This is a genomic window from Aeromonas media, from assembly GCF_020423125.1.
GTDB lineage: Bacteria > Pseudomonadota > Gammaproteobacteria > Enterobacterales > Aeromonadaceae > Aeromonas > Aeromonas media.
On record NZ_CP075564.1, the window covers coordinates 1,748,433 to 1,770,429 of the forward strand.

18 protein-coding genes and 1 other RNA gene are annotated in these 21,997 nt (G+C 63.1%); 15 read left to right on the top strand and 4 right to left on the bottom strand.

Annotated features, from left to right (window positions below):
• Window positions 1-119: 119 nt before the first annotated feature.
• From KI797_RS08075 to KI797_RS08095, 5 genes are all read left to right on the top strand, one after another.
• Window positions 120-2,006: a DEAD/DEAH box helicase gene (locus tag KI797_RS08075; RefSeq protein ID WP_041205964.1), complete on the top strand. Its 1,887-nt coding sequence runs from the start codon at window positions 120-122 to the stop codon at window positions 2,004-2,006.
• 329 nt (window positions 2,007-2,335) lie between these two features.
• A complete protein-coding gene (locus tag KI797_RS08080) occupies window positions 2,336-2,818 on the top strand; it encodes a molybdopterin-binding oxidoreductase (protein WP_226172479.1) in 483 nt (160 codons plus the stop codon).
• Between the two features lies 1 nt (window position 2,819).
• Window positions 2,820-4,736 carry a putative bifunctional diguanylate cyclase/phosphodiesterase gene (locus KI797_RS08085; RefSeq protein WP_042649314.1) on the top strand — a complete coding sequence of 639 codons (1,917 nt, stop codon included), beginning with the start codon at window positions 2,820-2,822 and terminating at the stop codon, window positions 4,734-4,736.
• A gap of 232 nt (window positions 4,737-4,968) precedes the next feature.
• Window positions 4,969-5,874 (top strand): LysR family transcriptional regulator, encoded by a 906-nt coding sequence (locus KI797_RS08090; RefSeq protein ID WP_042649313.1) that lies wholly within the window; start codon window positions 4,969-4,971, stop codon window positions 5,872-5,874.
• Between the two features lie 104 nt (window positions 5,875-5,978).
• Window positions 5,979-7,082, top strand: a complete 1,104-nt coding sequence (locus tag KI797_RS08095; protein WP_042649312.1) for an MFS transporter — start codon at window positions 5,979-5,981, stop codon at window positions 7,080-7,082.
• 63 nt (window positions 7,083-7,145) lie between these two features.
• Here the strand turns inward: KI797_RS08095 and KI797_RS08100 are convergent, their stop codons facing one another.
• Window positions 7,146-8,468 carry a Na+/H+ antiporter family protein gene (locus KI797_RS08100; RefSeq protein WP_042649311.1) on the bottom strand — a complete coding sequence of 441 codons (1,323 nt, stop codon included), beginning with the start codon at window positions 8,466-8,468 and terminating at the stop codon, window positions 7,146-7,148.
• A 272-nt stretch (window positions 8,469-8,740) separates the two neighbouring features.
• Window positions 8,741-9,403: a ribonuclease T gene (gene rnt / locus KI797_RS08105; protein ID WP_005330208.1), complete on the bottom strand. Its 663-nt coding sequence runs from the start codon at window positions 9,401-9,403 to the stop codon at window positions 8,741-8,743.
• Window positions 9,404-9,549: 146 nt separating this feature from the next.
• Here rnt and KI797_RS08110 point away from each other — a divergent pair, with 146 nt between their 5' ends.
• Together KI797_RS08110 and KI797_RS08115 are read left to right on the top strand one after the other, a co-directional pair.
• Complete coding sequence (locus KI797_RS08110; RefSeq protein WP_042649310.1) at window positions 9,550-11,523, top strand: methyl-accepting chemotaxis protein; 1,974 nt, start codon at window positions 9,550-9,552, stop codon at window positions 11,521-11,523.
• 67 nt (window positions 11,524-11,590) lie between these two features.
• Window positions 11,591-12,466 carry a flagellar protein MotY gene (locus KI797_RS08115; protein ID WP_041205962.1) on the top strand — a complete coding sequence of 292 codons (876 nt, stop codon included), beginning with the start codon at window positions 11,591-11,593 and terminating at the stop codon, window positions 12,464-12,466.
• A 180-nt stretch (window positions 12,467-12,646) separates the two neighbouring features.
• Here KI797_RS08115 and suhB read toward each other — a convergent pair whose 3' ends face one another.
• Window positions 12,647-13,450, bottom strand: a complete 804-nt coding sequence (gene suhB, locus KI797_RS08120; protein WP_005326757.1) for an inositol-1-monophosphatase — start codon at window positions 13,448-13,450, stop codon at window positions 12,647-12,649.
• Between the two features lie 200 nt (window positions 13,451-13,650).
• Here suhB and KI797_RS08125 point away from each other — a divergent pair, with 200 nt between their 5' ends.
• The 8 genes from KI797_RS08125 to emrD all read left to right on the top strand — a co-directional run bounded on the left by KI797_RS08125 (window position 13,651) and on the right by emrD (window position 21,677).
• On the top strand, window positions 13,651-14,106 hold the full coding sequence (locus KI797_RS08125) for a hypothetical protein (RefSeq protein ID WP_041205961.1): 456 nt from the start codon (window positions 13,651-13,653) through the stop codon (window positions 14,104-14,106).
• A gap of 129 nt (window positions 14,107-14,235) precedes the next feature.
• Window positions 14,236-14,418, top strand: coding sequence for a glutathione S-transferase N-terminal domain-containing protein (locus KI797_RS08130; RefSeq protein ID WP_005326753.1), 183 nt, complete (start codon window positions 14,236-14,238; stop codon window positions 14,416-14,418).
• Between the two features lie 186 nt (window positions 14,419-14,604).
• Window positions 14,605-15,267 carry a glutathione S-transferase family protein gene (locus tag KI797_RS08135; protein WP_005326750.1) on the top strand — a complete coding sequence of 221 codons (663 nt, stop codon included), beginning with the start codon at window positions 14,605-14,607 and terminating at the stop codon, window positions 15,265-15,267.
• Between the two features lie 200 nt (window positions 15,268-15,467).
• Window positions 15,468-16,994, top strand: coding sequence for an ABC transporter substrate-binding protein (locus tag KI797_RS08140; protein ID WP_226172481.1), 1,527 nt, complete (start codon window positions 15,468-15,470; stop codon window positions 16,992-16,994).
• Window positions 16,991-17,953, top strand: a complete 963-nt coding sequence (locus KI797_RS08145; protein ID WP_226172482.1) for an ABC transporter permease — start codon at window positions 16,991-16,993, stop codon at window positions 17,951-17,953. Before KI797_RS08140 ends, KI797_RS08145 begins: the two co-directional genes overlap by 4 nt.
• A 2-nt stretch (window positions 17,954-17,955) precedes the next feature.
• On the top strand, window positions 17,956-18,762 hold the full coding sequence (locus KI797_RS08150; RefSeq protein ID WP_226172483.1) for an ABC transporter permease: 807 nt from the start codon (window positions 17,956-17,958) through the stop codon (window positions 18,760-18,762).
• The gene (locus KI797_RS08155) at window positions 18,759-20,189 is read left to right on the top strand and encodes an ABC transporter ATP-binding protein (protein ID WP_226172484.1); all 1,431 of its coding nucleotides are present in this window, start codon (window positions 18,759-18,761) and stop codon (window positions 20,187-20,189) included. The genes KI797_RS08150 and KI797_RS08155 overlap by 4 nt, the downstream gene beginning before the upstream one ends.
• 288 nt (window positions 20,190-20,477) lie before the next feature.
• Complete coding sequence (gene emrD, locus KI797_RS08160; RefSeq protein ID WP_226172485.1) at window positions 20,478-21,677, top strand: multidrug efflux MFS transporter EmrD; 1,200 nt, start codon at window positions 20,478-20,480, stop codon at window positions 21,675-21,677.
• 132 nt (window positions 21,678-21,809) lie between these two features.
• Here the strand turns inward: emrD and ssrS are convergent.
• Window positions 21,810-21,992: non-coding RNA, 6S RNA (gene ssrS, locus KI797_RS08165), on the bottom strand.
• Window positions 21,993-21,997 lie beyond the last annotated feature (5 nt).

The following is a 21,997-nucleotide window of genomic DNA, read 5'->3' on the forward strand; positions in this document are numbered from 1 at the left end:
TGCCAACGTCTTGAGACGCTTATCACATTTTTCAAGACAGCAGAACAAAGTGGCGCTATAATCGCCGCCTTTTTGCTATTCCGCGGTGCTTAGCCGCCTGCCTTACTCTGGAAGAATCTATGTCTGATACCCATACCGAACAAATGCCCCTTTTTAGTGAGCTTGGACTGGCCGCGCCTGTATTGAAAGCGCTGCAAGACGTGGGCTATGAGCGCCCGTCACCGATCCAGGCCGCAGCAATTCCCCACCTGATGGCGGGACACGATCTGCTGGGGCAGGCGCAAACCGGTACGGGGAAGACCGCTGCTTTTGCCTTGCCTCTGTTGTCTCGTCTGGAAGCTGGTAACCGTAACACCCAGATTTTGGTGCTGGCACCGACCCGTGAGCTGGCGCTGCAAGTTGCCGAGGCGTGCCAACGTTACGCCAAGCACATGCCTGACTTCCATGTCCTGCCCATCTACGGTGGCTCCTCTTACGAAACCCAGACCCGCGCCCTGCGCCGTGGTGCCCAGGTGGTCGTCGGTACCCCTGGCCGCGTGATGGATCTGATCCGTCGCAAGAACCTGGACCTCTCCGGCCTGAAAGCCCTGGTACTGGACGAAGCCGATGAAATGCTGCGTATGGGCTTCATCGACGACGTGGACTGGATCATGGAGCAGTGCCCGGCCACCCGTCAGGTTGCCCTGTTCTCTGCCACCATGCCGGACCAGATCCGTCGTGTTGCCCAGAAGCACCTGAAGCAGCCAAAAGAGATCAAGATCATCACCAAGACGTCCACCGCACCGACCATCCGCCAGCGCTACTGGCAGGTAACCGGTCTGCACAAGCTGGACGCCATGACCCGTCTGCTGGAAGTCGAGCCGTACGAAGCCGTACTGGTCTTCGTGCGCACCAAGAACGCCGCCGAAGAGCTGGCTGGCAAGCTGGCCGCCCGTGGTCACGCCTGTGAAGCCCTGCACGGTGACATCCCGCAGAAGCTACGTGAGCGTACCGTCGACAAGCTGCGTCAAGGCCAGCTGGACATCCTGATCGCCACCGACGTCGTCGCCCGTGGTCTGGACGTCGAGCGCATCACCCACGTGGTGAACTACGACATTCCGTACGATACCGAATCCTACGTTCACCGTATCGGCCGTACCGGCCGTGCCGGTCGCAAGGGCGAGGCCATCCTGTTCGTGGCTCCCCGCGAGCGCCGCATGCTGCGCGCCATTGAGCACGCCACTCGTCAGGCCATCGAGCCGATGAAGATGCCGAGCACCGAGGACATCAACCAGCACCGTATGACCAAGTTCAAGGAGCGCATCCGGGAAACCATGATGGGCGAAGAGCTTGAGATCTACGTAAACCTGGTGAACGAGCTGATCGAAGAAGATTCTGCCGATCCGCTGGAGCTGGCTGCCGCCCTGGCCAAGCTGGTGCAGGGTGACCAACCGCTGCTGCTGGATGACTCCGTCACTGAACCGGCAAGCGACCGTGCTGGCCGTGAGTTCGAGCGCCGTGACTTCGGTGATCGTGCTCCCCGTGATTTCGGTGACCGTGGCGATCGTCCTGCCCGTCGCATGCCGTCCCTCGAGCCGCGTCCGCTGAAAGACAATCCTGACGTGGAGATGGAGCGTTACCGCGTAGACGTGGGTGCCCATCACGGCGTCAAGCCGGGCCAGATCGTCGGCGCCATCGCCAACGAAGCGAACATCGAGAGCCGTTTCATCGGCAACATCGACATCGCCGATGACTTTTCCACCGTCGACCTGCCCAAGGGCATGACCGCCGACGTGCTGGAAGTGATCAAGAAGGCCCGTGTCTGTCAGCGTCCGCTGATGATCACTCGCTACACCGAGGTGCCGGCCGGCAGCAACACTGCCCCCCGTCCGCCCCGCAGCGATCGTCCCTTCAACAAGGATCGCCGCCCCAGCGGTGACCGTCCGTTCAACAAGAGCGGGGAGCGCCGTGAAGGTGGCTTCAACAAGGATCGCAAGTTCGGTGGCAACAAGCGCCGCGACAGCTAAACCCTGACTGCACTGATGAGAAGGCCGCTCCATGGAGTGGCCCTTTTTGTGTCTGTTTTTCAGATGCGTAGCGAAGATTGTCACCTTTTTCCGGCCGTGGTGGGCATCCGGTTTGATGAGGAGCCAGTGAAAGAAAAATGGTGCAATCCATTTGCCTGGGGGTGGCGCCTGGTGTCATTCTTTGGGAAGCGATTGGATACTTTTGGAAGACGCACAATCGTTGCTGGTTGCAAACGACTGCGACTTTGGTCTGAAGGTGCATTCTGTTGTTTGCATATGAGTCAGCAGAGTGAGATGAATAAATAAACCGTATGACAGGGAGGTGCGTGATGGGCAAGTGGCTTGGCAAGGTGTTGCTGATATCTGGATGGCTCGTGTCGGGTATGGTGTTGGCGGAGGAGCCCTTCTTCAGAATTGCGGGGGCGGGGTGCTGCAATGGCAAGGGGGAGGTGGTGCTGACCCGTGCCGAGTTTGAGGCCTTGCCGCAGACGGAAGTTAAGACGGGGACGCCCTGGACCGAGGGGGAGCACCTCTATCGCGGGGTGTTGCTGCGGGACCTGGTCAGGATCTACGGTCTCAAGAGCCAGGAGGTCAAGGCCCTCGCGGTCAATGAATACTGGGCCGCACTGCCGCAGGAAGACGGGGAGAAGTACCCGGTGCTGGTGGCCGAGAAGCAGGATGGCAAGGCTCTGACCCTGCGCAACAAGGGGCCGCTCTGGGTCATTTATCCCCTCACCGACCATCCCGAACTCAACAAGGAGATCTATCACAGCCGGATGGTGTGGCAGCTGACGGCGCTGGAGAGCAAATAAGATGCTGAGCAGCAAGTTCTTGAGCCTGATCCTGATGGTGACCACCTTTTTGGGGGTGACCCTCTGGTCGGTCTGGAACTATGACCGCGCGTTCAATGAGGTGACGCGCTACACCCAGCTCTCCGCCTGGGCACTGGCCCAGCTCGAGCTGGAGATCCACGACTTCGAGAAGGGCTTGCAGCTCTATCGTGCCGGTGCCGTCAGCCGGGAGGAGATGAACAAACGCTTTGACATTGCCTGGAACCGGCTCGATGTCTTCCTGCACGGGAAGGAGGCAAAGTCGGTCAGGGCCCGATTCGGTGCGGACAAGGCGGTCGGCAAGATCCTCGCTCTCTTCGAACGCTATGAGCAGGATGTGGTGCAAGGGGAGCCGGATTCCCCCGCACTCAAGATGTTCACGGCCGCACTCGATGACGAGATGCGCGGGGTGCGGGACGTGATGGTGAAAAACTTTACCGGGCCTTCTGCCATCGCCCAGCGTGAGCTGCTCAACGAGTCGAGAACCCAGAACTTCTTCATCCTGGGGTTTCTGATGCTGGCGACTATGGTGATGTTGATGGTGCTGTTTCGCGAAGTGCGTCGCCAGTATTTTCTGGCGTGGAACGACCCTCTCACCCGTCTCCCTAACCGGGCGGCGCTCATCAAGCACCTCCAGCAGTGGACCAGCCACCCCGGGCGGCGCAGCAGCATCACCGTCTGCCTCATGGATCTGGGGCATTTCAGGGAGGTCAATAACAGTCTGGGTTACGAAGTGGGGGACGCCTTGCTCAAACGGCTTGCGGCGCGGATCAAGGCCGCCTCTGGCCAGGGGATCTTCGTTGCCCGAACCGGCAGTGACGAGTTCACCCTCATCATCACCGGCACCATGCCCACCTATCTGCGCTTCCCGTTTCTGGAGCAACTGCGCAGCGAGCTGGCGGATCTGGTGTTTGCCGCCGATCCGGCGCACCGGGTGCGGGTCTTCATGGGCACCAGCCAGTACGTGAAACCGGATCATTCACCGGAAGAGATGCTGTTGTTTGCCGATATCGCCCTCGACAGCGCCAAGCGCAAACGGCTGAATGACAATGTGCTCTTCTCCAGCAGCATGTATCAGCACTATCAGCGCAAACGCCGGCTGTCGACCGAGCTGCGGGAGCTTATCCACTGCCCGCAATGCCCGCAACTGGCCCTTTACTATCAGCCCATCGTGCGCGGCCAGAGTGTAGTGAGGCTGGGGGCCGAGGCGCTGATCCGCTGGCATCATCCGGAATATGGCTTTATTGCCCCCCTCGACATCATCTCGCTGGCAGAAGAGAACGGGTTGGGCGAGGCGCTCGGGGGCTGGATCATCCGGCGCATGCAGCTCGATCTGTCCGGCTTCCCGGAGGAGGTGCTAGCACCGCTCGAGATCTCCATCAACCTTTCCAACTCCATGTTCAACATGGGGTTGGCCAGGGAGATTGAAGAGAAGATGGAAGATGGGCCGTTGGGGCTGCACCAGTTGATAGTGGAGCTGACCGAAACCATCGCCCTCGATGACATCGCCCTCAGCAAGCAGATCATTCACTCCCTGCGCCAGATAGGGGTGCGGGTGGCCCTCGATGACTTCGGGACCGGCTGGTCCTCGCTCTCTTACCTGCGTGAACTCTCTTTCGACAAGCTCAAGATCGACCGCTCCTTCATCACCGCCATCGACAAGGATCCCCGTCAGGCGCTGTTCGTCGAGACCATCACCACCCTCTCTCATCAGTTGGGGGTGCGTGTCGTGGCAGAAGGGGTGGAAAACAGCGATGAGCTCAAGGCGGTGCTAACCATAGGGGTGGATGAGATCCAGGGTTATTTCTACTCGCGTCCCTTGCCGCTGCCGGAGTTCATGCAGTTCTGTCACCGCTATTTCGCCCACAGCGCCGCTATTCAGGAAGTGGCACTGGGGTAGCCTTGGGGCAATCGAGCCCCTGTAGCCTTGTCTTCGAGTCCCTCTGTTCGATTGTTCCTGGTTGATATTTCATCCCGACACCTTTCTTCCATGGCAGGACCGCCCTTGACGCGGTTTTCTTGTGCCTCCTGCCAGAACGAGGGTGCGAGAGGGCAGGCCCGGTGCTACCTTGTGCCACGAACAGTGCCACGAACAGTGCCACGAACAGTGCCACAGGGCAGAGGAGCCATAAATGGATCGCTTGGGGGTGATGGAGGTGTTCGTGCTGGCGGTGGAGACCGGCTCGTTTTCGGCGGTGGCCCGCCGACTGGGGATGGGGCAACCCACGGTTTCCAGATTGATTGCCCAGCTTGAGGCGCACCTTGGCAGCCGCCTGTTGCTGCGTTCGACCCGGGGGCTGGCGCCCACGGAGGCCGGAGAGGCCTACTATCTGCGGGCGAGAGAGATCCTGGCCCAGGTCAACGAGGCCGATGCCATGGTGCAGCAATGCCGGGCCGGGCTGAGCGGGCGTCTGCGGGTGAGCGCTCCCGTCACCTTCGCCCGCCTGCATATCATTCCCCATCTTGCCGGTTTTCTGGCGGCTCACCCGGGACTGGATCTGGAGATCCTGCTGGATGACGGCAATGTGGATCTCATTTCGGCGGGCATCGAGGTGGCTCTGCGGATCGGCAAACAGGCTGACTCGTCGCTGGTCGCCCGCTGCCTCGCCCGAAGCGACGTGCGGGTGCTGGCGACGCCGGCCTATCTGGCCGCCAAAGGAGAGCCTGAGACCCCTCAGGCTCTGCAACAGCATGATCTGGTGCTTTACAGTCCACGGCCCGGAGTGGGGCAGCAGTGGCGATTTCGCCGCGGCGTCGAAGAGAAAGTGGTTTCCGGAGAAGGCAGGCTGACGGTCTCGGCGGCCGAAGGCATGCGCGCAGCCGTGCTGGCAGGCCTGGGGCTCGGTATCGCCTCGGAGTGGATGTTTGCTCCCGAGCTTGCCCGCGGCGAGGTGGTGGCGGTGCTGCCCGAGTGGCAACTGCCCATGCAGGAGCTCTGGACCCTGCTCCCGGCAGGTCGCCAGCCTGGTGCCAAGGCGAGCGCCTTTCTGGCATTCGTGACCGGCCTGCCCGGCGTGGGGCATACGCCAGCGGAATAACTGTTATGGTCCCCACCGCTCTACTGGTGGCGACGCTCCCCGGGTAGGCTGTGCGCATGGGGCCCGTATCCTGGCGGGAGCCCTTCTAACACGAGGAGAAGATCATGAGTACATCGCCTTCTGCCGGAGGGGCCGCAACCCCCGGCCCCTCCCTGCTCTTCGCCATGGCCCTGTCATGCGGCCTGGCAGTTGCCAACATCTACTACAACCAGCCCATGCTGGCGGTGATGGCGCAGGACTTTCCCGGGCACTCGGGCATGCCATTGATCGCCATGCTGACCCAGCTTGGCTATGCCATGGGTCTGCTTTTGCTGGTGCCGCTTGGCGATGTGGTCGAGCGCCGCGGGCTCATTCCGGGGCAGTTTGCACTGATCGCGCTGGCTTCCCTGCTGGCGGCAACCCTGGCAGATCCTGCCCGCCGTGGTGCCGTGGTCGGTAGCGTGATGAGCGGCCTGCTGGCCGGGATACTGCTCAGCCGCACCGTCGCCGGTCTGGTCACCGCCTATGGCAGTTGGCGCGCCATGTTCTGGCTGGCCATTCCCCTGGCCCTGTCGGGGGCCCTGCTGATGGCCAGGATGATACCGTCCGGATTGCCGCGCTCTCCCCTCGGTTATGGCCGTCTGCTTCACTCTCTGGTCGGTCTGTGGCGCGAGGAGCCCGCCTTGCGCCGCGCGACCCTGACCCAGGCCTTGCTGTTTGCCTCCTTCAGCGCCTTCTGGACCGTGCTGGCGTTCTACCTGGCCGAACCTGCCTATGGGTTGGGGGCCGACATGGCGGGTCTGTTCGGCGTCATCGGGGTGGCTGGGGTGGTGGCGGCCCCTCTGGCAGGCCGGATGGCGGATCGGTTGGGGGCCAGACCAGTGGTATTGGCCGGTGCCGTGCTGGTGGTGCTTGCCTGGATCTGCTTCGAGCTGTGGCTCTCTCTGGCCGGGCTGGCGTGCGGGGTCATCTTGCTGGATCTCGGAGTGCAGAGCGCACTCATCGCACATCAGCAGCGCATCTATGGTCTGAGACCTGAGGCCAGGGGGCGTATCAATACCCTCTTCATGACCGGCATGTTCCTGGGGGGAACCCTCGGCTCCAGCCTGGGGATGCTGGTCTGGCAACAGGGACATTGGCTCGGGGTGGGAGCAGCCGGCATGGGGTTGGCCCTGGTGGCCTGTCTCTGCGCCCTGGCCGGCAGGCGGGGGCTGCAACCGGCCATCTGAGGTATGTGCAAGACAAGAAAGGCGACCTCGGGGTCGCCTTTTGTCTGTCTGCTCGGGATGGTCTCAGAGCACCATGGCGGCAATCCAGCCGAAGATCACCAGGGGGATGTTGTAGTGGATGAAGGTTGGCACCACGCTGTCCCAGATGTGGTCGTGCTGACCGTCGGCGTTGAGGCCAGAGGTGGGACCGAGCGTCGAGTCGGATGCGGGGGAACCCGCGTCCCCCAGCGCGCCCGCGGTGCCCACCAGGGCGATGGTCGCCATGGGCGAGAAGCCGAGGTGGATGCACAGGGGCACATAGATGGTGGCGATGATGGGCACGGTGGAGAAGGAGGAGCCGATCCCCATGGTGATGAGCAGGCCCACCAGCAGCATCAGGAAGGCCGCCAATCCCTTGTGACCTGCCATCATGCTGGAGACGGACTGCACCAGACTCTCCACCCCGTGGGTCTCCTTCATGACGGCGGCGAAGCCTGCGGCGGAGATCATGATGAAGCCGATGAGGGACATCATACGCACACCCTGGGTGAAGGCATCCTGGCTCTCGCGGAATTTGATGACGCCGCCGCAGGTGAAGATGATGAAGCCTGCGAGCGCCCCCAGCACGATGCTGTTGGTCATCAGTTGCAGGCCGAGTGCCACGGCGATGGCCAGCAGGGCGACCCAGATGTGGTTGAGATTGAGCTCGACCGTCTCCGGTTCGGCGGCCAGGATCTTCTCCAGATCATACTGACGCGGCTTACGGTAGCTGAAGAAGACGGCGATGAGCAGGCCGAGGAACATGCCGAATACCGGGATGGCCATCGCCAGGGGCAACTGGCTGAATTCCACCGGTACGCCGTTGTCGACGAGATTCTTGGCCAGGATGTTGTTCAGGAAGATGCCGCCAAAGCCCACCGGCAGCAGCATGTAGGTAGCGGTCAGGCCGAAGGTGATGACGCAGGCCACCTGACGGCGGTCGATCTGCATCTGGGCCATGACATGCAGCAACGGCGGGATCAGGATGGGAATGAAGGCGATGTGCACCGGGATCAGGTTCTGGGAGGAGACGGAGACCGCGAGCACCGAGGTGAGCAGCAGGCTCTTGACCCAGAGAATGCGGGTGCTGCTGGCATCCTTGCCGAGCTGGTTGATGACCTTGCGGGCCAGCAGATCGGTGATGCCGGAGCGGGAGATGGCTACCGCGAAGGCCCCCAGCATGGCGTAGGAGAGGGCGATTTCTGCACCGCCACCCAGCCCGCCAGTGAAGGTGCTGAGGGTCTGCTCGAGGGAGAGGCCGCCGAGCAAGCCACCCACGATGGCACCGATGGCGAGGGAGACCACCACATTGATCCGCAGCAGGCTGAGCACCAGCATCAGCGCCACCGCGATAACAACAGGATTCATTTGATTTCCTTATGGATTGTGTTGCTGTCAGTCGTGTGAAAGCCAGCTAGTTTGCGAAAAACGTGACAAAAGTCGAGAAAAAAAACGGCAAAATGGCCTCTTCACGGCATTCCTGCCGAGCAAATTCGGATCAACCGGGATGGAATGCTGAAAACGGTGCTGTATGACCCTGTTTATGCCACTCTGGTCAAACCAGCTGCCAGGCGTCGAGTCCCCAGCAACCTCATGGAAAGAGGCTGCCAAGGCAGCCTCTTTCTCATGCCCAGGTGGAACTACTGGGGGTTGTCATCGGCGGGCGTTTCGTCCGGTGTGGCCAGTGGCCAACCCCCCAGGCTCTTCCAACGGTTGACGATATGGCAGAACAACTCGGTGGTGCGCTCGGTGTCGTAGAGGGCGGAGTGGGCCTCTTTATTGTCAAAGGGGATGTTCGCGCTCTGACAGGCCTTGGCCAGCACCGTCTGCCCCAGTGCCAGGCCGGAGAGGGCCGCGGTGTCGAAGGTGGCGAAGGGATGGAACGGATTGCGCTTGAGGCCTGCTCGCTCGGCGGCGGCCATCACGAAGCCGTGATCGAAGGTGGCGTTGTGGGCCACTATGATGGCCCGGCCGCAGTCGCTCTCCTTCATGCCCTTGCGCACCCCCTTGAAGATCTCGGTGAGCGCCTCCTTTTCGTCCACGGCACCGCGCAGTGGATTGAAGGGGTCTATGCCGGTGAACTCCAGCGCGGCTTTCTCCAGATTGGCCCCTTCGAATGGCGCCACATGAAAATGGAAGATCTGATCGGGCATGAGCCAGCCCTGCTCATCCATCTTGAGGGTATAGGCGGCGATCTCCAGCAGGGCATCGGTCTTGGCATTGAATCCGGCGGTTTCAACATCGATGACGACGGGGTAAAAGCCACGAAAACGGCCCTTGAGGGTGTGAACGGCGTCGGTCATGGTATCTCGGTCGGCGTGAAAGAAGGCGGCATTATGGCAAAAAAGCCGGCCCTTGTCCCTCCTGGGCCGCCATGCGCACGCCAACTGGTTCTATTAAAAGCAGTTGCGCTTATAATTGGCCACTTCAACCATGGAGGGGAGAGGCGATGAAGAAGCTGGGATTGGCGCACAAGATGTTGCTGGTGGTCTGTCTGCCACTGTTGGCCCTGCTGTTTTTTTCCGGTCGATACGTCTATGAGCGTTATCGGGTCGAGCAGGAGATGAGTCAGGCACAGGCTGCACTTGGAGTGGTGCGGGAGGCGGCGCAGCTCGCCCATGAGCTGCAAAAGGAGCGTGGCATGTCGGCCGGCTTCCTCGGCTCCGGTGGCAACAAGTTTCGTGATGCCCTGCCTGCCCAGCGCAAGGTGGTCGACACCCTGCTGGCGGGTTTTCATCAGGATCCTGCCTTGCTGGCCTTGTCCGAGGTGCAGCAGGAGCTGGTGGGGCTCACCGCCATGCGCGAGCGGGTCAGTGCGCTGGGAGTCGAGGTGGCGGAGCAGGTTGGCTTCTATACCCGTCTCATCACCCAGCTGCTGGCCGTGGTGGATCAGGTCAGCATCCGCAGTCAGGATGCCACCATAGCGCTGCAGACCAATGCCTACGCCGCCTTCTTGCAGAGCAAGGAACGCATGGGGTTGGAGCGGGCGACCCTGAGCAACGTGTTCGCACGAGACAGCTTCACCCCGGCGCTGTTGCAGCAGTTCATCTCCCTCCTTGCCGCCCAGAACACCTATCTCGAGCGTTTCCAGGCGGTGGCGAGTCCGTCCCAGCGCCAGTTGCTGGCCGAGAGCCTGGCTTCTCCCGTGGTGGCCGACGTGGCCGCCATGGAAAAACTGGCGTTGGACAAGGCGTCCAGCGGCGGTTTTGGTGTCGATCCCGAAGCCTGGTTTGCCTTGAGTACCGACAAGATAGGCCTGCTCAAGGAGAGCGAGGATCGCCTCTATCAACAGTTGGATGATCGGGTTGAGCAGATGCGGGCCCGCAGTGCCAGCGACTTCTGGTGGGCCGCCGTCGGTGTACTGTTGTGCGTGGTCCTGACCAGTGCCATCTGCTGGCGGGTGGTGCGCGACCTGCATCTGGGGTTCCTGGCGCTGCATCAGACCTTCAAACGGCTGGTGCAGGAGAACGACCTGACGGTGCGGGTCAACTGGCGATCCGGCGATGAGCTGGGTGCGTTGGCGCAGGATCTGAACCGCTTCCTCGAACATCTGGAAGGGCTGTTGCTGGCGGTACGCCGCTCCTGTGACGTGCTGGCTCGCAGCGCCGCAGCCTCGGCAGAGGTGATTGCCCAGGTCAACGCCGGTGTGGTCAAGGGGGTTGGTCAGGTGGATCTGGTGGCGACTGCCGCGACCGAGATGGCCTCGACGGTGGCGGAGATTGCCCGCAATGCCACCCAGACCTCGCTGGCGACCCAGCAGGCCATCGGACGTGCCCATCAGGGTGACAAGGAGGTAGACCAGACCATAGACGCCATCCAGCAGGTGGCGGGTACCCTGGTCGATACCCAGCAGTTGGTGGACAACCTGCATCGGGAAACGGAGTCGGTCGGCGAGGCGCTCAACCTCATCAAGCAGATCTCGGACAGAACCAATCTGCTGGCCCTCAACGCCGCCATTGAGGCGGCCCGCGCCGGTGAGTCCGGTCGCGGTTTTGCGGTGGTGGCGGAGGAGGTGAGGGCGCTGGCCTCGCGCACTCAGCAGGCGGCGGATGACATCGCGCAGATGCTGGCCCGTCTGCGCCAGGGCGCCAGTCAGGCGGTGACGGCCATGCACCTGGGCACCGAGCAGGCGGGGCTGAGTGTGACCGAAGCCAAACGGGCAGGCAGCGAGCTGACCGATATCGTCAAGGAGGTGCGCAAGGTGAACGACATGACCGCTCAGGTGGCGACCGCCACCGAGGAGCAACGTTATGTGACCGACGACATCCAGCACAACGTGCTGACCATTCGGGAGGTCTATGAGGCCCACCGCCTGCACTCGGAGACCCTGCAACAAAACAGTGTCGAGCTGGATCAGCTGGCCCGGGATCTGACGGCCCGCATCGCCAGCTTCAAACTGATGGAGCGCCCCGCTCCCCATTGAGGTTTTGCCCTAAAGCTTGGCTTGCCGCTGCCGATAGTTAATCCGAGATCGTGTGGAGGGCAAGCCGTTGAATGCTTGGGTGTTAGGGTTGATCAGCATATCCGTGAGTATGCAGTTGCAGGCGGGAGTGACCGAGTTCGGTGCCGGCCTGGATCAATCCGTCTGGCGGTTGACCTCGGATACTCAGGTGGAGTGCCGTCTCGAACACCCTATTCCCCGCTGGGGCACGGGCGCCTTCGTCAGCCGGGCCGGTCGCAAGATCAACCTGGACTTCGAGCTGAAGGGACAGCGGCCGCAGGCCAGGACCCAGACGGTGAGCCTCGGGATCATGCCTCCCAGCTGGCGCCCCGGTGTCTCCGGACGCCAGATAAGCCAGCTGCAGTTCTATCAGCAGTTCGACGGCCTGGTGGCGGGGCAAACCGCCTGGACCATGCTGGACGAGCTGGAGGGGGGGCGTATGCCCACCTTCCAGTACAGAGACTGGTATCGCCAGGACAGGCCGGTGCGGGTGTCGCTCTCCTCGGTCAACTTCAGGGTCAAATACCAGGCCTTCATGGATTGCCTGAGCGGCCTGCTGCCCTACAGCTTCAACGACATCGCCTTCAGCGTGCTCTCCTATGACAAGAACAGCGATCAGCTGTCGCCCGCCTCCAAGCGGCGGCTGGCGCTGATCGGCGACTATGTGAAGGCGGACAAGAGCATAGACGTGGTGGTGATCGACGCCTACAGCGACAGCTACGGCGGGCGTTGGCCCAATCAGAAGCTCTCCGAGAAGCGGGCAGATGCCATCAAGCAGGTGTTTGTGGATCTCGGCATCGAGGAGGGCAAGATCTCGGTGGAGGGGCACGGCGAGAAACAGCACGTGGCCTCCAACGAGACGGATGCGGGCAGAGCCAAGAACCGGCGGGTCGTGATCAACATGGGGCGCAACGGCACCATCTGATCGAGCTGATCGAGGAAACCCAGCTCTGGCTTGTGCCCGACCGCTTATTCTGATCATCTGGAACGGGGCAGGGTCAGTTCCACGCTTCAGCGGCTTAGTTTCCCGATATCAGAGATAAAAAATGCCAGTCGGCTGGGCCGACTGGCATTTTTTCAAGGGTTCGCGATTTACTTGGCCAGCTTATTTAGCCAAAGAATCCGGCAGGTTTTCGCGGATCTTGCCGAGCATCTCTTTCAGGACGCGCGGGTTGGCGACCACGATGTTGCCGGAGTTTTCGTAGTTGTGACCACCCACGAAGTCGGTGACGATGGCGCCAGCTTCCTTGGCCAGCAGCTCACCGGCGGCCGTTTCCCAGGGCTTCAGGCCGATTTCCCAGTAGCCGTCGATGCGACCGGCGGCCACATAGGCCAGGTCCAGCGCAGGGGCGCCAGCACGGCGGATGTCGGCACACTCGATGAACATGCTCTGGAACATCTTCAGGTAGGGTTCGATGTGGTGCTTCTGCTTGAACGGGAAACCGGTCGCCAGCACGGTGCCAGCCATCTCTTTGGCCTTGCCGACGCGGATGCGGTAGCCGTTCAGCTGGGCGCCGTTACCACGGGTGCTGGTAAACAGCTCGTCACGAATGGGATCGTAGACAACGGCTTGTTCGGTCTTGCCCTTGACGCGCAGGGCGATGGAGACGGCAAAGTGCGGAATGCCCTTGACCAGGTTGGTCGTGCCATCCAGTGGGTCGATGATCCATTGGTAATCCGGATTGGTACCGGCAATCTCACCAGACTCTTCAGCCACGATGCTGTGTTCCGGGTAAGACTTCTTGATGGTGTGAATGATGGCCGCTTCGGCTTCACGGTCAACGTTGGTCACGAAGTCGTGGCTGCCTTTTTGGATAGCCTCGATGTTCTCGGGCTGGGAGAAGGCTTTTACTACAACTTGACCGGCGTTGCGCGCAGCGCGCACGGCGATATTCAGCATCGGATGCATAGGTTCACCACTGGATGTTAAAGAACGGGGGATAAAAGGACGCGGTATCTTACCAAGATATTCTGGAATGGCAACCGTTATCCGCGGGCGCTGTCACGGCATTGACTGCCAGATCTGACGGCTCCAATAAAGGCCTGTTATCGGCTAGTCTTATCGCGACAGCCGGCTAACAGGCTGTGGTGAGCATAGGGACATGAGCCATGAATCTGTCATTAGTCAGTCAAAAACCGTCGGCAGCGACGACATTGGGTGTGCTGGCCGCACTGCGTGCCGCCAGTGGTGATGGGCATTACTTCACCGAGATCACGGTCGCACAACCGGATAGGTGGCAACCGTCGAAGGAGGAGGCGGCCATCCTGCTGCTGGAAGACGATGATGCACCATGGCCGGAGTCGCGCTGGTCCGCCAGCGGCACTACGTTGGGATTGCCCGTTTTGCCACTGTTGGTTCATCGGCAATATGACTGTGCTCCCCAGGGACCGGATATCAGGGACCCGCGCTTTTACTTTGTCTCCAATGGCATAGTGCTGGATGAGACTGAGCTTGCTGATCCCGCCTGCAGCCTGGTCTTGCAGAGCAAACTCGAGTCCTATTTTCCGCTCCTCTCCCGCCTCATCCTGCTGCGTCAACGTCAACCCCTCACTCTGTGCGGCTAACTGTTTCCCCTGTATTCGGGCTGTTCAAGCGGTGCAATATTTGTCATAACAGACCGATGTTGTGCCGCTGGCCATGGTTCCCCGTGGGGATGGGAAGCGGCCAGCGGTCTTCATTCCCACGCAGGCGAGATGAAGATCTATGAGTTGAAGCGTGTCCCCAATGCCCGCCGGTTCAGGATGTTTCTGGCGGGGAAGGGCATCGAGATGACTTATCAGCAGGTAGATCTGGGAGCAGGAGAGAACCTCGAGCTCGCGTTTCTGGTCAAGAACCCGGCAGGGCACACCCCGGTGCTTGAGCTCGATGCTCAGTGAGACGATGACTATCTAGCGTTACGGTGAAGAGCTAAGCCTCTTTGCTGTACACCATCGACTTTGGCAAGGTCGTCGGTCTTCGCATCGCCCCGCACCAGCATCACTTGCAGGCTTGGCATGAGCGGGTGAGTGCCCGTCCCTGCGCCCAGGCCTGATCATTACGTTTGAACGACCAAGGAGTCCAAGATGATAGATTTGTACACTGCCGCCACGCCCAATGGGTTCAAGGTGTCGATCGCCCTCGAGGAGCTGGGGTTGCCTTACAGGGTGATCCCGCTGGATTTCTCGACCATGGAGCAGAAGAAGCCCGAGTTTCTGGCCATCAACCCCAATGGCCGCATTCCGGCGATCGTCGATCGGGATAACGATGATTTCGCCGTGTTCGAATCCGGCGCTATCCTGCTCTATCTGGCGGAGAAAACCGGCAAGCTGTTGCCGCAAGATCCCAAGCGCCGCTCCCAGGCCATCCAGTGGCTGATGTTCCAGATGGGCGGCGTCGGCCCCATGATGGGGCAGGCCAACGTCTTCTACCGCTACTTCCCCGAGAAGATCCCGGCGGCCATAGAGCGCTACCAGAAGGAGGGGCGCCGTCTGTTCGAGGTGCTCGACGGTCACCTGGCGCACCATGAGTACCTGGCCGACGAGTACAGCATTGCCGACATCGCCACCTGGCCCTGGGTGCGGATCCATGACTGGAGCGGCATCTCCATCGAGGGTCTGCCCCATCTGCAGGCCTGGATGGCGCGCATGGAGGCCAAACCCGCCTGCCAGAAGGGCATCACCATTCCGCCCCGCAACGAGAGCCCTGAGGATCAGGTCAAGCGGGCGCAGCAGATGGTGACCCGCTAGGATGATGACGATGGCCCGATGACGGGCCATCTCTTTTTATGATTGCCGCCCCATTGCCGGCCTGCTGGGCCGCTCACTAGCTCCCCCTTTCCCGCTGCAAATAAGCCATCTATCAAAAATGAAAAGTCATTCATCTTGATTAATTGTTATGTTATAACGCCAGTTATTGGTTGGTAATCATTATCGTTTGGATGGGATGGATGACAAAAATACACGCCTGTTCGGGGTGGTGCGCCCTGGTGTTGATGGCCGGAATGAATGTTGCTCACGGCAAGCCGCTGGCCATGGTGGGGCCCTGGGAGATCCACAGTGTCGACCCTGCCAGCAACGGGGTCTTTTTTACCCGCATGCAGGTGGCGGAGACCCTGGTGGAGGTCGACAGCCAGGGCAATCTGCAACCCGGGCTCGCGAGCCAGTGGTCTCACTCCGAGGATGGTCTGCAATGGCGATTCACCCTGCGCCCCGGGGCCCGCTTCCACGATGGCAGCGAGGTGAGCGCCGAGCAGGTCGCCTTTGCCCTGCAGCAGGCATGGCGCAAGCCCGGTGTCATGACCAGCGCCCCCATCGCGTCCATCCAGGCCCATGAGGGGGCCCTGCTGGTCACCCTCACCGGCCCCTTCGCGCCCCTGGCCGCCGTGCTGGCGCACCCCAGCACCCAGATCCTGGCGAAGGGGGCCTATGATGCCAAGGGGGAGGTGACCCAGGTCATCGGCTCTGGCCCCTATCGCATCACCCGGTTGCAGCAGCCCCAGCGAGTCGAGACCGAGCGCTTCGACGGCTGGCAGGGCCCCCAGCCTGCCATCTCGCAGGTGAGCTACCTGACGGTGGGCCGCGCCGAGAGCCGCACCCTGATGGCAGAGAGCGGTCAGGCCGACATCGCCTGGGGGCTGGATCCGGTCAGCATCCGCCGCTTGCAGCAGGCGCCCCGGGTCTCCATCGTCTCCGTTACCCTGCCGCGCACCATACAGCTCAAGCTCAATGGGGCCGATCCTCTTCTGAAGGATCCGGCGGTGCGCCGCGCCCTCAGCCTCGCCATCGATCGCCGTGGTATGGCGGCGGCCCTGCTGCGGGATCCCGAGATGGCGGCGACCCAGCTCTTCCCTCCCACCCTGGGGGAGTGGCATCAACCCGGGCTGACCCCGCTCGCCTATGACGTCAAGACAGCTCAGGCGGCCTTGGCGGCGGCAGGCTGGTTGTTGGGGGCGGATGGCGTGCTGCACAAGGGAGAGGAACGCTTCGCCCTGACCCTGCGCACCTTCCCGGATCGCCCGGAATTGCCCCTGCTGGCCACGGCACTGCAGGCGCAGTGGAAGGCGGTGGGGGTGGACCTCAAGGTGGCGGTGGGCAACTCGAGCGAGATCCCGGCCGGTCATCAGGATGGCTCGCTCCAGCTCGGCCTCTATGCCCGCAACTATGCCCTGGTGCCGGATCCCCTGGTTACCCTGCTGGGGGATCTGGCGCCCGCCGGTGCCGACTGGGGGGTGATGAACTGGCAATCCCCGGCCATGGAGCAAACACTGGCCCGCCTTGGCAAGGAGACCCTGCCCGCTGGGGAGGCCGCGGCACTGCGCCGTGAGATCGCCACCACCCTGCAGCAGGAGTTGCCCCTCCTGCCCATCGCCTGGTATCGCCAGAGCGCGGCGGTCAGCCGTGAGCTGAAGGGCTTTGAGCTGGATCCCCAGGAGCGCAGCTACCGTCTGGACAAGCTGACATGGAGCGCACAATGACAGCGGCGCCCTTCTCTGCCGTCATGGGAATACTGGGTCAGCGGCTGGTGCAGGCGCTGATGGTGGCTCTGCTGGTGGCAGGACTCTGCTTTCTGATGGTGCAATCCCTGCCCGGGGATATCGCCTTTCGCATCGCCGCGGGTCGCTACGGCTATGACTATGTCACTGCCGAGGCCGCCAACGCGGTACGAAGCGAGCTGGGGCTGGCCGGCTCGGCGCTCTCCCGTTTCGGGGACTGGCTGGGCGCCCTGCAGCAGGGGGATCTCGGCAGCTCCCTGGTGACGGGCGCACCTGTGGCAAGCGAGGTGGGCCACCACCTGGGGGCCACCCTGTCCCTGGCGGTGGCCGCCGTGGCCCTGGCCCTGCTGCTGGCGCTGCCGCTCGGCAGCCTGAGCTCCCTGCGTCCGGGGGGATGGTGCGATCGCCTGACCCTGGGCTGGAGCGTGCTGATGCGCGCGCTGCCTCCCTTCCTGCTCGGCCTGGTGCTCATGGTGCTGCTCTCGGTGGAGCTGGGCTGGGTCAGCGCCGCCGGTCACGGGGAGGGGAGCAACCTGCTGTTGCCCGCCCTCACCCTGGGGCTGGGGCTCTCGGGTGTGCTCTCCCGGGTGGTGCGCGAGAGCGTGCTCACCGTGGTGCAGTCCGGTTATTACCGCTTCGCCCTCACCAAGGGGCTCTCTCCCGCCCGGGTCTTCTGGCGTCACGGGTTGCGCAATACCGGGGTCAGCGTCATCGCCTACACAGGGGTTCAGCTGGTGCTGCTGATCGAAGGGGTCGTGGTGGTCGAGAGCCTGTTCGCCTGGCCCGGCATCGGCCATGCCCTGGTGCATGCCCTCTTCTGGCGCGACATCCCCATGGTGCAGGGAACCGTGCTGGTGCTGGCGGCGCTCTTCGTGCTGCTCAATACCCTGACGGATCTGCTCTGCCTCGCCATCGATCCCCGCGGTCCCAAGGAGTCCTGATCATGTCTTTCTCTGTCAAGGCGGGAGCAAGCCTGCTCCTGCTGGTGGTGCTGTTCGCCCTGCTGGGCCCCGTGCTCTGGCCCGATCCCGCCGCCCAGGATCTGGTGCTGTTCCTGGCCGATCCCTCCTGGCAGGAGCCGCTCGGGCGGGATCAGATGGGCCGCAGTATGATGGCGCGGCTCGCGGCGGCGACCCGGCTCTCCCTGCTGCTGGGGATGCTGTGCGTCCTAACGGCGGCCCTGCTGGGATCGCTGCTGGGCTGGCTCTCAGCCTGGCGCGGCGGCTGGGTCGACGGCCTGTTGCGCAGCCTGGCCGACGGCGTGCTGGCCCTGCCGAGCCTGCTGCTGGTGCTGCTCTTCTCCGCCATGGCCCAGGGAGGCTTCGCCATCCTCTATCTCGGGTTGGCCATGGCCCAGTGGGTGGAGTACTACCGGGTGGTGCGGGCCCGCAGCCGGGCGCTGCTTGCCTCGCCCCAGGTGGAGGCGTCCCGGCTGCTGGGCTTTGGCAACGCCCACATCCTGCGGCGCCACCTCTGGCCCGAGCTGGCTCCCCAGCTGCTCACCATGATGGCCTTTGGCCTCGCGGGGGCCATCCTGACCCTCTCGACCCTGGGCTTCGTCGGGGTGGGCATCCAGCCACCCACCCCTGAGCTCGGCCTGATGATGACGGAGGCGCTGCCCCACTATCAGGAGGCACCCCGCCTGCTGCTGGCCCCCATATTGGTGATGGGAGTGATGCTGCTGGCCCTGGTGCTGCTCAATCAGAAGGGCACATATCATCCTGGACCCGCACAAGGAGTCACCCCATGACGACCATTCATATCAAGGGCCTGCAGGTCGATGACGGCCGACAGACCCTGCTGCAGGCGCTGGATCTCACCCTGCTCCCTGGCAGCGCCTTGACCCTGATAGGGGAGAGCGGTTCGGGCAAATCCCTGCTGGCCCATGCCCTGATGGGGACCCTGCCTGCCCCCCTGCGCGGCCGGGGTGAGATGGCGATAGGCGGCCTGTGCCACAGCCTGGCGGACCCCCAGGCCCTGCGCGCCCTCTGGGGGCGGGAGCTGGCCATGCTGCCCCAGGAGCCGGTGCTGGCGCTGGACCCCACCATGGGGCTGCTGCCCCAGGTGGAGGAGGGTTGGCTGGCGGGAGGCAAGGAGGCGCGCTCGCGGGCGCGGGACGCCCTCGAGCGGCTCGGGCTTGCCGGGCGGGAGCGCCACTTCCCGCACCAGCTCTCCGGGGGTATGGCCCAACGCGCCGCCTTTGCCGCCGCCACCCTGGGGCAGGCGCGCCTGCTCATCGCCGACGAGCCCACCAAGGGGCTCGACAGCCGGGCCAGTGCCAGGTTGCAGACATTGCTGCAGGGCTATCTGACCGAGGGGCGCCACCTGCTGACCATCACCCATGATCTCTCCCTGGCCCGGGCGCTGGGGGGCAGGGTGCTGGTGGTCAAGGGGGGTGAGATAGTGGAGCAGGGGCCCGCCGAGCAGGTGCTGCGGGCGCCTTCCCATGCCTACACCCGCGCCCTGCTGGCGGCGGAACCCTCGGCCTGGCCCGAGGCCGTGCATCCCCCGACCGGTGACTGGCTGCTCAGGGGGGAGGGGCTCGCCATGGGCTACGGGGAGCAGACCCTGTTCGAGGGGCTCGACCTGCCACTGGCCCGGGGGGAGCGGCTCGCCATCATGGCGCCGAGCGGTGCGGGCAAGAGTACCCTCGGCAATGTGCTGCTGGGGTTGCAGCGCCCGCTGCGAGGGCGGGTATTGCGCCAAGGGGGCATAGCCTCTCACCGCTGGCAGAAGCTCTATCAGGATCCGGTGCAGGCCTTCGCCAGCCGGGTGCGTCTCGCCACCCAGTTTGACGACCTGCTGCGCCTGCACAGGCTGCCCCGCCAGCCCCTCACCGACTATCTGGCGAGGCTCGGCCTCGATGAGCGGCTGCTGAGCCGGCTGCCGAGCCAGGTGTCGGGGGGAGAGCTGCAACGGCTGTCCCTGATCCGGGCCCTGCTGCTGCGCCCCGTGCTGCTGTTTGCCGACGAGCCCAGTTCCCGGCTCGATCCCCTGAGCCAGCAGCAGACCATCGCCTGCCTGATGGGGGAGCTGGCGGAGATAGGCTGCGCCCTGCTGCTGGTGACCCATGACGAGGCGCTGGCGGGCAAGGTGGCTGGGCGCTGCCTGCGATTGGGGGCGGCGGGCACAGCTGAGCAGAGGCTGGCGCCCGCCGAGTTGGGACGGGTGGGCTAAGGGGAGCGGGGCGCCTGGACACAGGCGCCTCGATCCCGTTCGATGTCAGTTCGACAGGGCCGCTGGCCCCGTCACATTAGAAAAACTTGGGAAAGCAGATTATAAAGATTCGTTCGTTTTTTGTGACATGAATCACTAAGATCACCGCAAGCCAAAGAGCGTCCTGCTCCTGGCGGGTGCGGGTCCTCCGCCTTGCGTTTCACCTTTGATTGACCCTGTTTATTGGATCCCCTCTGCGGTTCTCTGCCAGAGGCGGGCAGCTTTTCGATGATTCTTCGGGACTGAGATATGTATCGGCACAGTTTTTATCCGCTGTTTTTCCTGACCATTCTGATGGTCGCCGTGGGCCAGATGACCCAGACCCTCTATGTGCCCTCCATTCCCATGATGGCGGGGGACTTTCATGTGGCTTCCGGCCAGTTGCAGGCGGTGATGGCCTGCTACCTGATCCCGTACGGCCTCTCCCAGTTCGTCTACGGTCCGCTGTCGGATCGCATAGGTCGTCGCCCCGTGCTGCTCATCGGCATGATGGTGTTTCTGGTGGGCACCCTGACCATTCAGCTGATCCCGCACTTTGCCGCCCTGCTGGCTGGCAGCTTCATCCAGGGGTTGGGCACGGGGGCCGGTGGTGCCATGAGCCGGACCGTGATGCGGGATCGCTACAGCGGCGCCGAGCTCAACCGCGCCAACAGCCTGGTGAGCATGGGGGTGATCTTCTCCCCCCTGCTGGCACCCGTGCTGGGGGGCTGGCTGACCGAGCTGTTCAACTGGCGCGCCGGCTACTGGTTCCTGTTCGGCTTCGGCGCCCTGACCACTTTGGCCCTGCTGGCCTGGTTTGGTGAGACCCTGCCCGAGGCGGCCCGGCAGCAGCCATTGAGGGTTGGCGCCGCCTACCGCCACGTGCTCGGCAACCCGCGCTTTCAGGGCAACCTGCTCTGCCTGATGGCGACCTTCGCGGGACTCGCGGTATTCGAAGCGGCGGCCGGGGTGCTGCTCGGCGACGTGCTCAAACTGAGCGCCCGCACCGTGAGCGTGCTGTTCGTGCTGCCGCTGCCCGGCTACCTGTTCGGCGCCTGGCTCTCGGCCCGTCTGAGCTTTCGCCTGAGCCAGGGCAAGCTGATGCGCCTTGGTATTGCCTTCCTGGGGCTGGGGGCCCTCATCATTCTGGTGCCCGGGCTGTTCGGGGTGGTGAGTGCGGCCTCCCTGGTCGGGGGCGCGGCTGTCTACTTCATCGGCAGCGGCATTCTCTACCCGACCGCCACCTCCTGCGCCATCGAGCCCTTCCCGGGTCAGGCGGGCACCGCCGGGGCCATCCTGGGGGGTATGCAGAACCTGGGGGCAGGTATCGTGACCTTGCTGGCCGCCAGCTTCCCGATGGAAGGGCAGGTGACCCTGGGGGCCATCATGGTGGTGATGGTGCTGATCGTGGCCCTGAGCTTCCTCTGGCTGCGCCACCATGGCTTGCCCCACGAGCAGATGGCCGTCTGAGTGCATCCAGGTCAGGTGCAGAACCCGCCCTCGTCGGCTGGCTTGTTATTGCGCCTGGTTCATGGAGGATGACCGCATGACAGTGTGCAGAAAAAGAAAGAGCCCGTCATATCAATGACGGGCTCTTGTGCTAGGTACCCCGGAGATGCCGTTGCCGGTTTGGGCCCTTGAACCGTGAGTTCAAGGCGGAATTCTAAACTGGCCGCAGGCTTCTCGGTCGGGCCGAGCATGCGCAATAGTCAGAAGATAGAACTCCTGTTGGGTATGATTATCGGCTCGGGGACTTGAACCGGCTGACGCACACCCCAGGGAATTTTAAA

Excerpts from the sequence above, each read along its gene's own strand:
- KI797_RS08075 (WP_041205964.1), top strand. The coding sequence starts at position 120 with ATGTCTGATACCCATACCGAACAAATGCCCCTTTTTAGTGAGCTTGGA.
- KI797_RS08080 (WP_226172479.1), top strand. The coding sequence starts at position 2,336 with ATGGGCAAGTGGCTTGGCAAGGTGTTGCTGATATCTGGATGGCTCGTG.
- KI797_RS08085 (WP_042649314.1), top strand. The coding sequence starts at position 2,820 with ATGCTGAGCAGCAAGTTCTTGAGCCTGATCCTGATGGTGACCACCTTT.
- KI797_RS08090 (WP_042649313.1), top strand. The coding sequence starts at position 4,969 with ATGGATCGCTTGGGGGTGATGGAGGTGTTCGTGCTGGCGGTGGAGACC.
- KI797_RS08095 (WP_042649312.1), top strand. The coding sequence starts at position 5,979 with ATGAGTACATCGCCTTCTGCCGGAGGGGCCGCAACCCCCGGCCCCTCC.
- KI797_RS08100 (WP_042649311.1), bottom strand. The coding sequence starts at position 8,468 with ATGAATCCTGTTGTTATCGCGGTGGCGCTGATGCTGGTGCTCAGCCTG.
- rnt (WP_005330208.1), bottom strand. The coding sequence starts at position 9,403 with ATGACCGACGCCGTTCACACCCTCAAGGGCCGTTTTCGTGGCTTTTAC.
- KI797_RS08110 (WP_042649310.1), top strand. The coding sequence starts at position 9,550 with ATGAAGAAGCTGGGATTGGCGCACAAGATGTTGCTGGTGGTCTGTCTG.
- suhB (WP_005326757.1), bottom strand. The coding sequence starts at position 13,450 with ATGCATCCGATGCTGAATATCGCCGTGCGCGCTGCGCGCAACGCCGGT.
- KI797_RS08125 (WP_041205961.1), top strand. The coding sequence starts at position 13,651 with ATGAATCTGTCATTAGTCAGTCAAAAACCGTCGGCAGCGACGACATTG.
- KI797_RS08130 (WP_005326753.1), top strand. The coding sequence starts at position 14,236 with ATGAAGATCTATGAGTTGAAGCGTGTCCCCAATGCCCGCCGGTTCAGG.
- KI797_RS08135 (WP_005326750.1), top strand. The coding sequence starts at position 14,605 with ATGATAGATTTGTACACTGCCGCCACGCCCAATGGGTTCAAGGTGTCG.
- KI797_RS08140 (WP_226172481.1), top strand. The coding sequence starts at position 15,468 with ATGACAAAAATACACGCCTGTTCGGGGTGGTGCGCCCTGGTGTTGATG.
- KI797_RS08145 (WP_226172482.1), top strand. The coding sequence starts at position 16,991 with ATGACAGCGGCGCCCTTCTCTGCCGTCATGGGAATACTGGGTCAGCGG.
- KI797_RS08150 (WP_226172483.1), top strand. The coding sequence starts at position 17,956 with ATGTCTTTCTCTGTCAAGGCGGGAGCAAGCCTGCTCCTGCTGGTGGTG.
- KI797_RS08155 (WP_226172484.1), top strand. The coding sequence starts at position 18,759 with ATGACGACCATTCATATCAAGGGCCTGCAGGTCGATGACGGCCGACAG.
- emrD (WP_226172485.1), top strand. The coding sequence starts at position 20,478 with ATGTATCGGCACAGTTTTTATCCGCTGTTTTTCCTGACCATTCTGATG.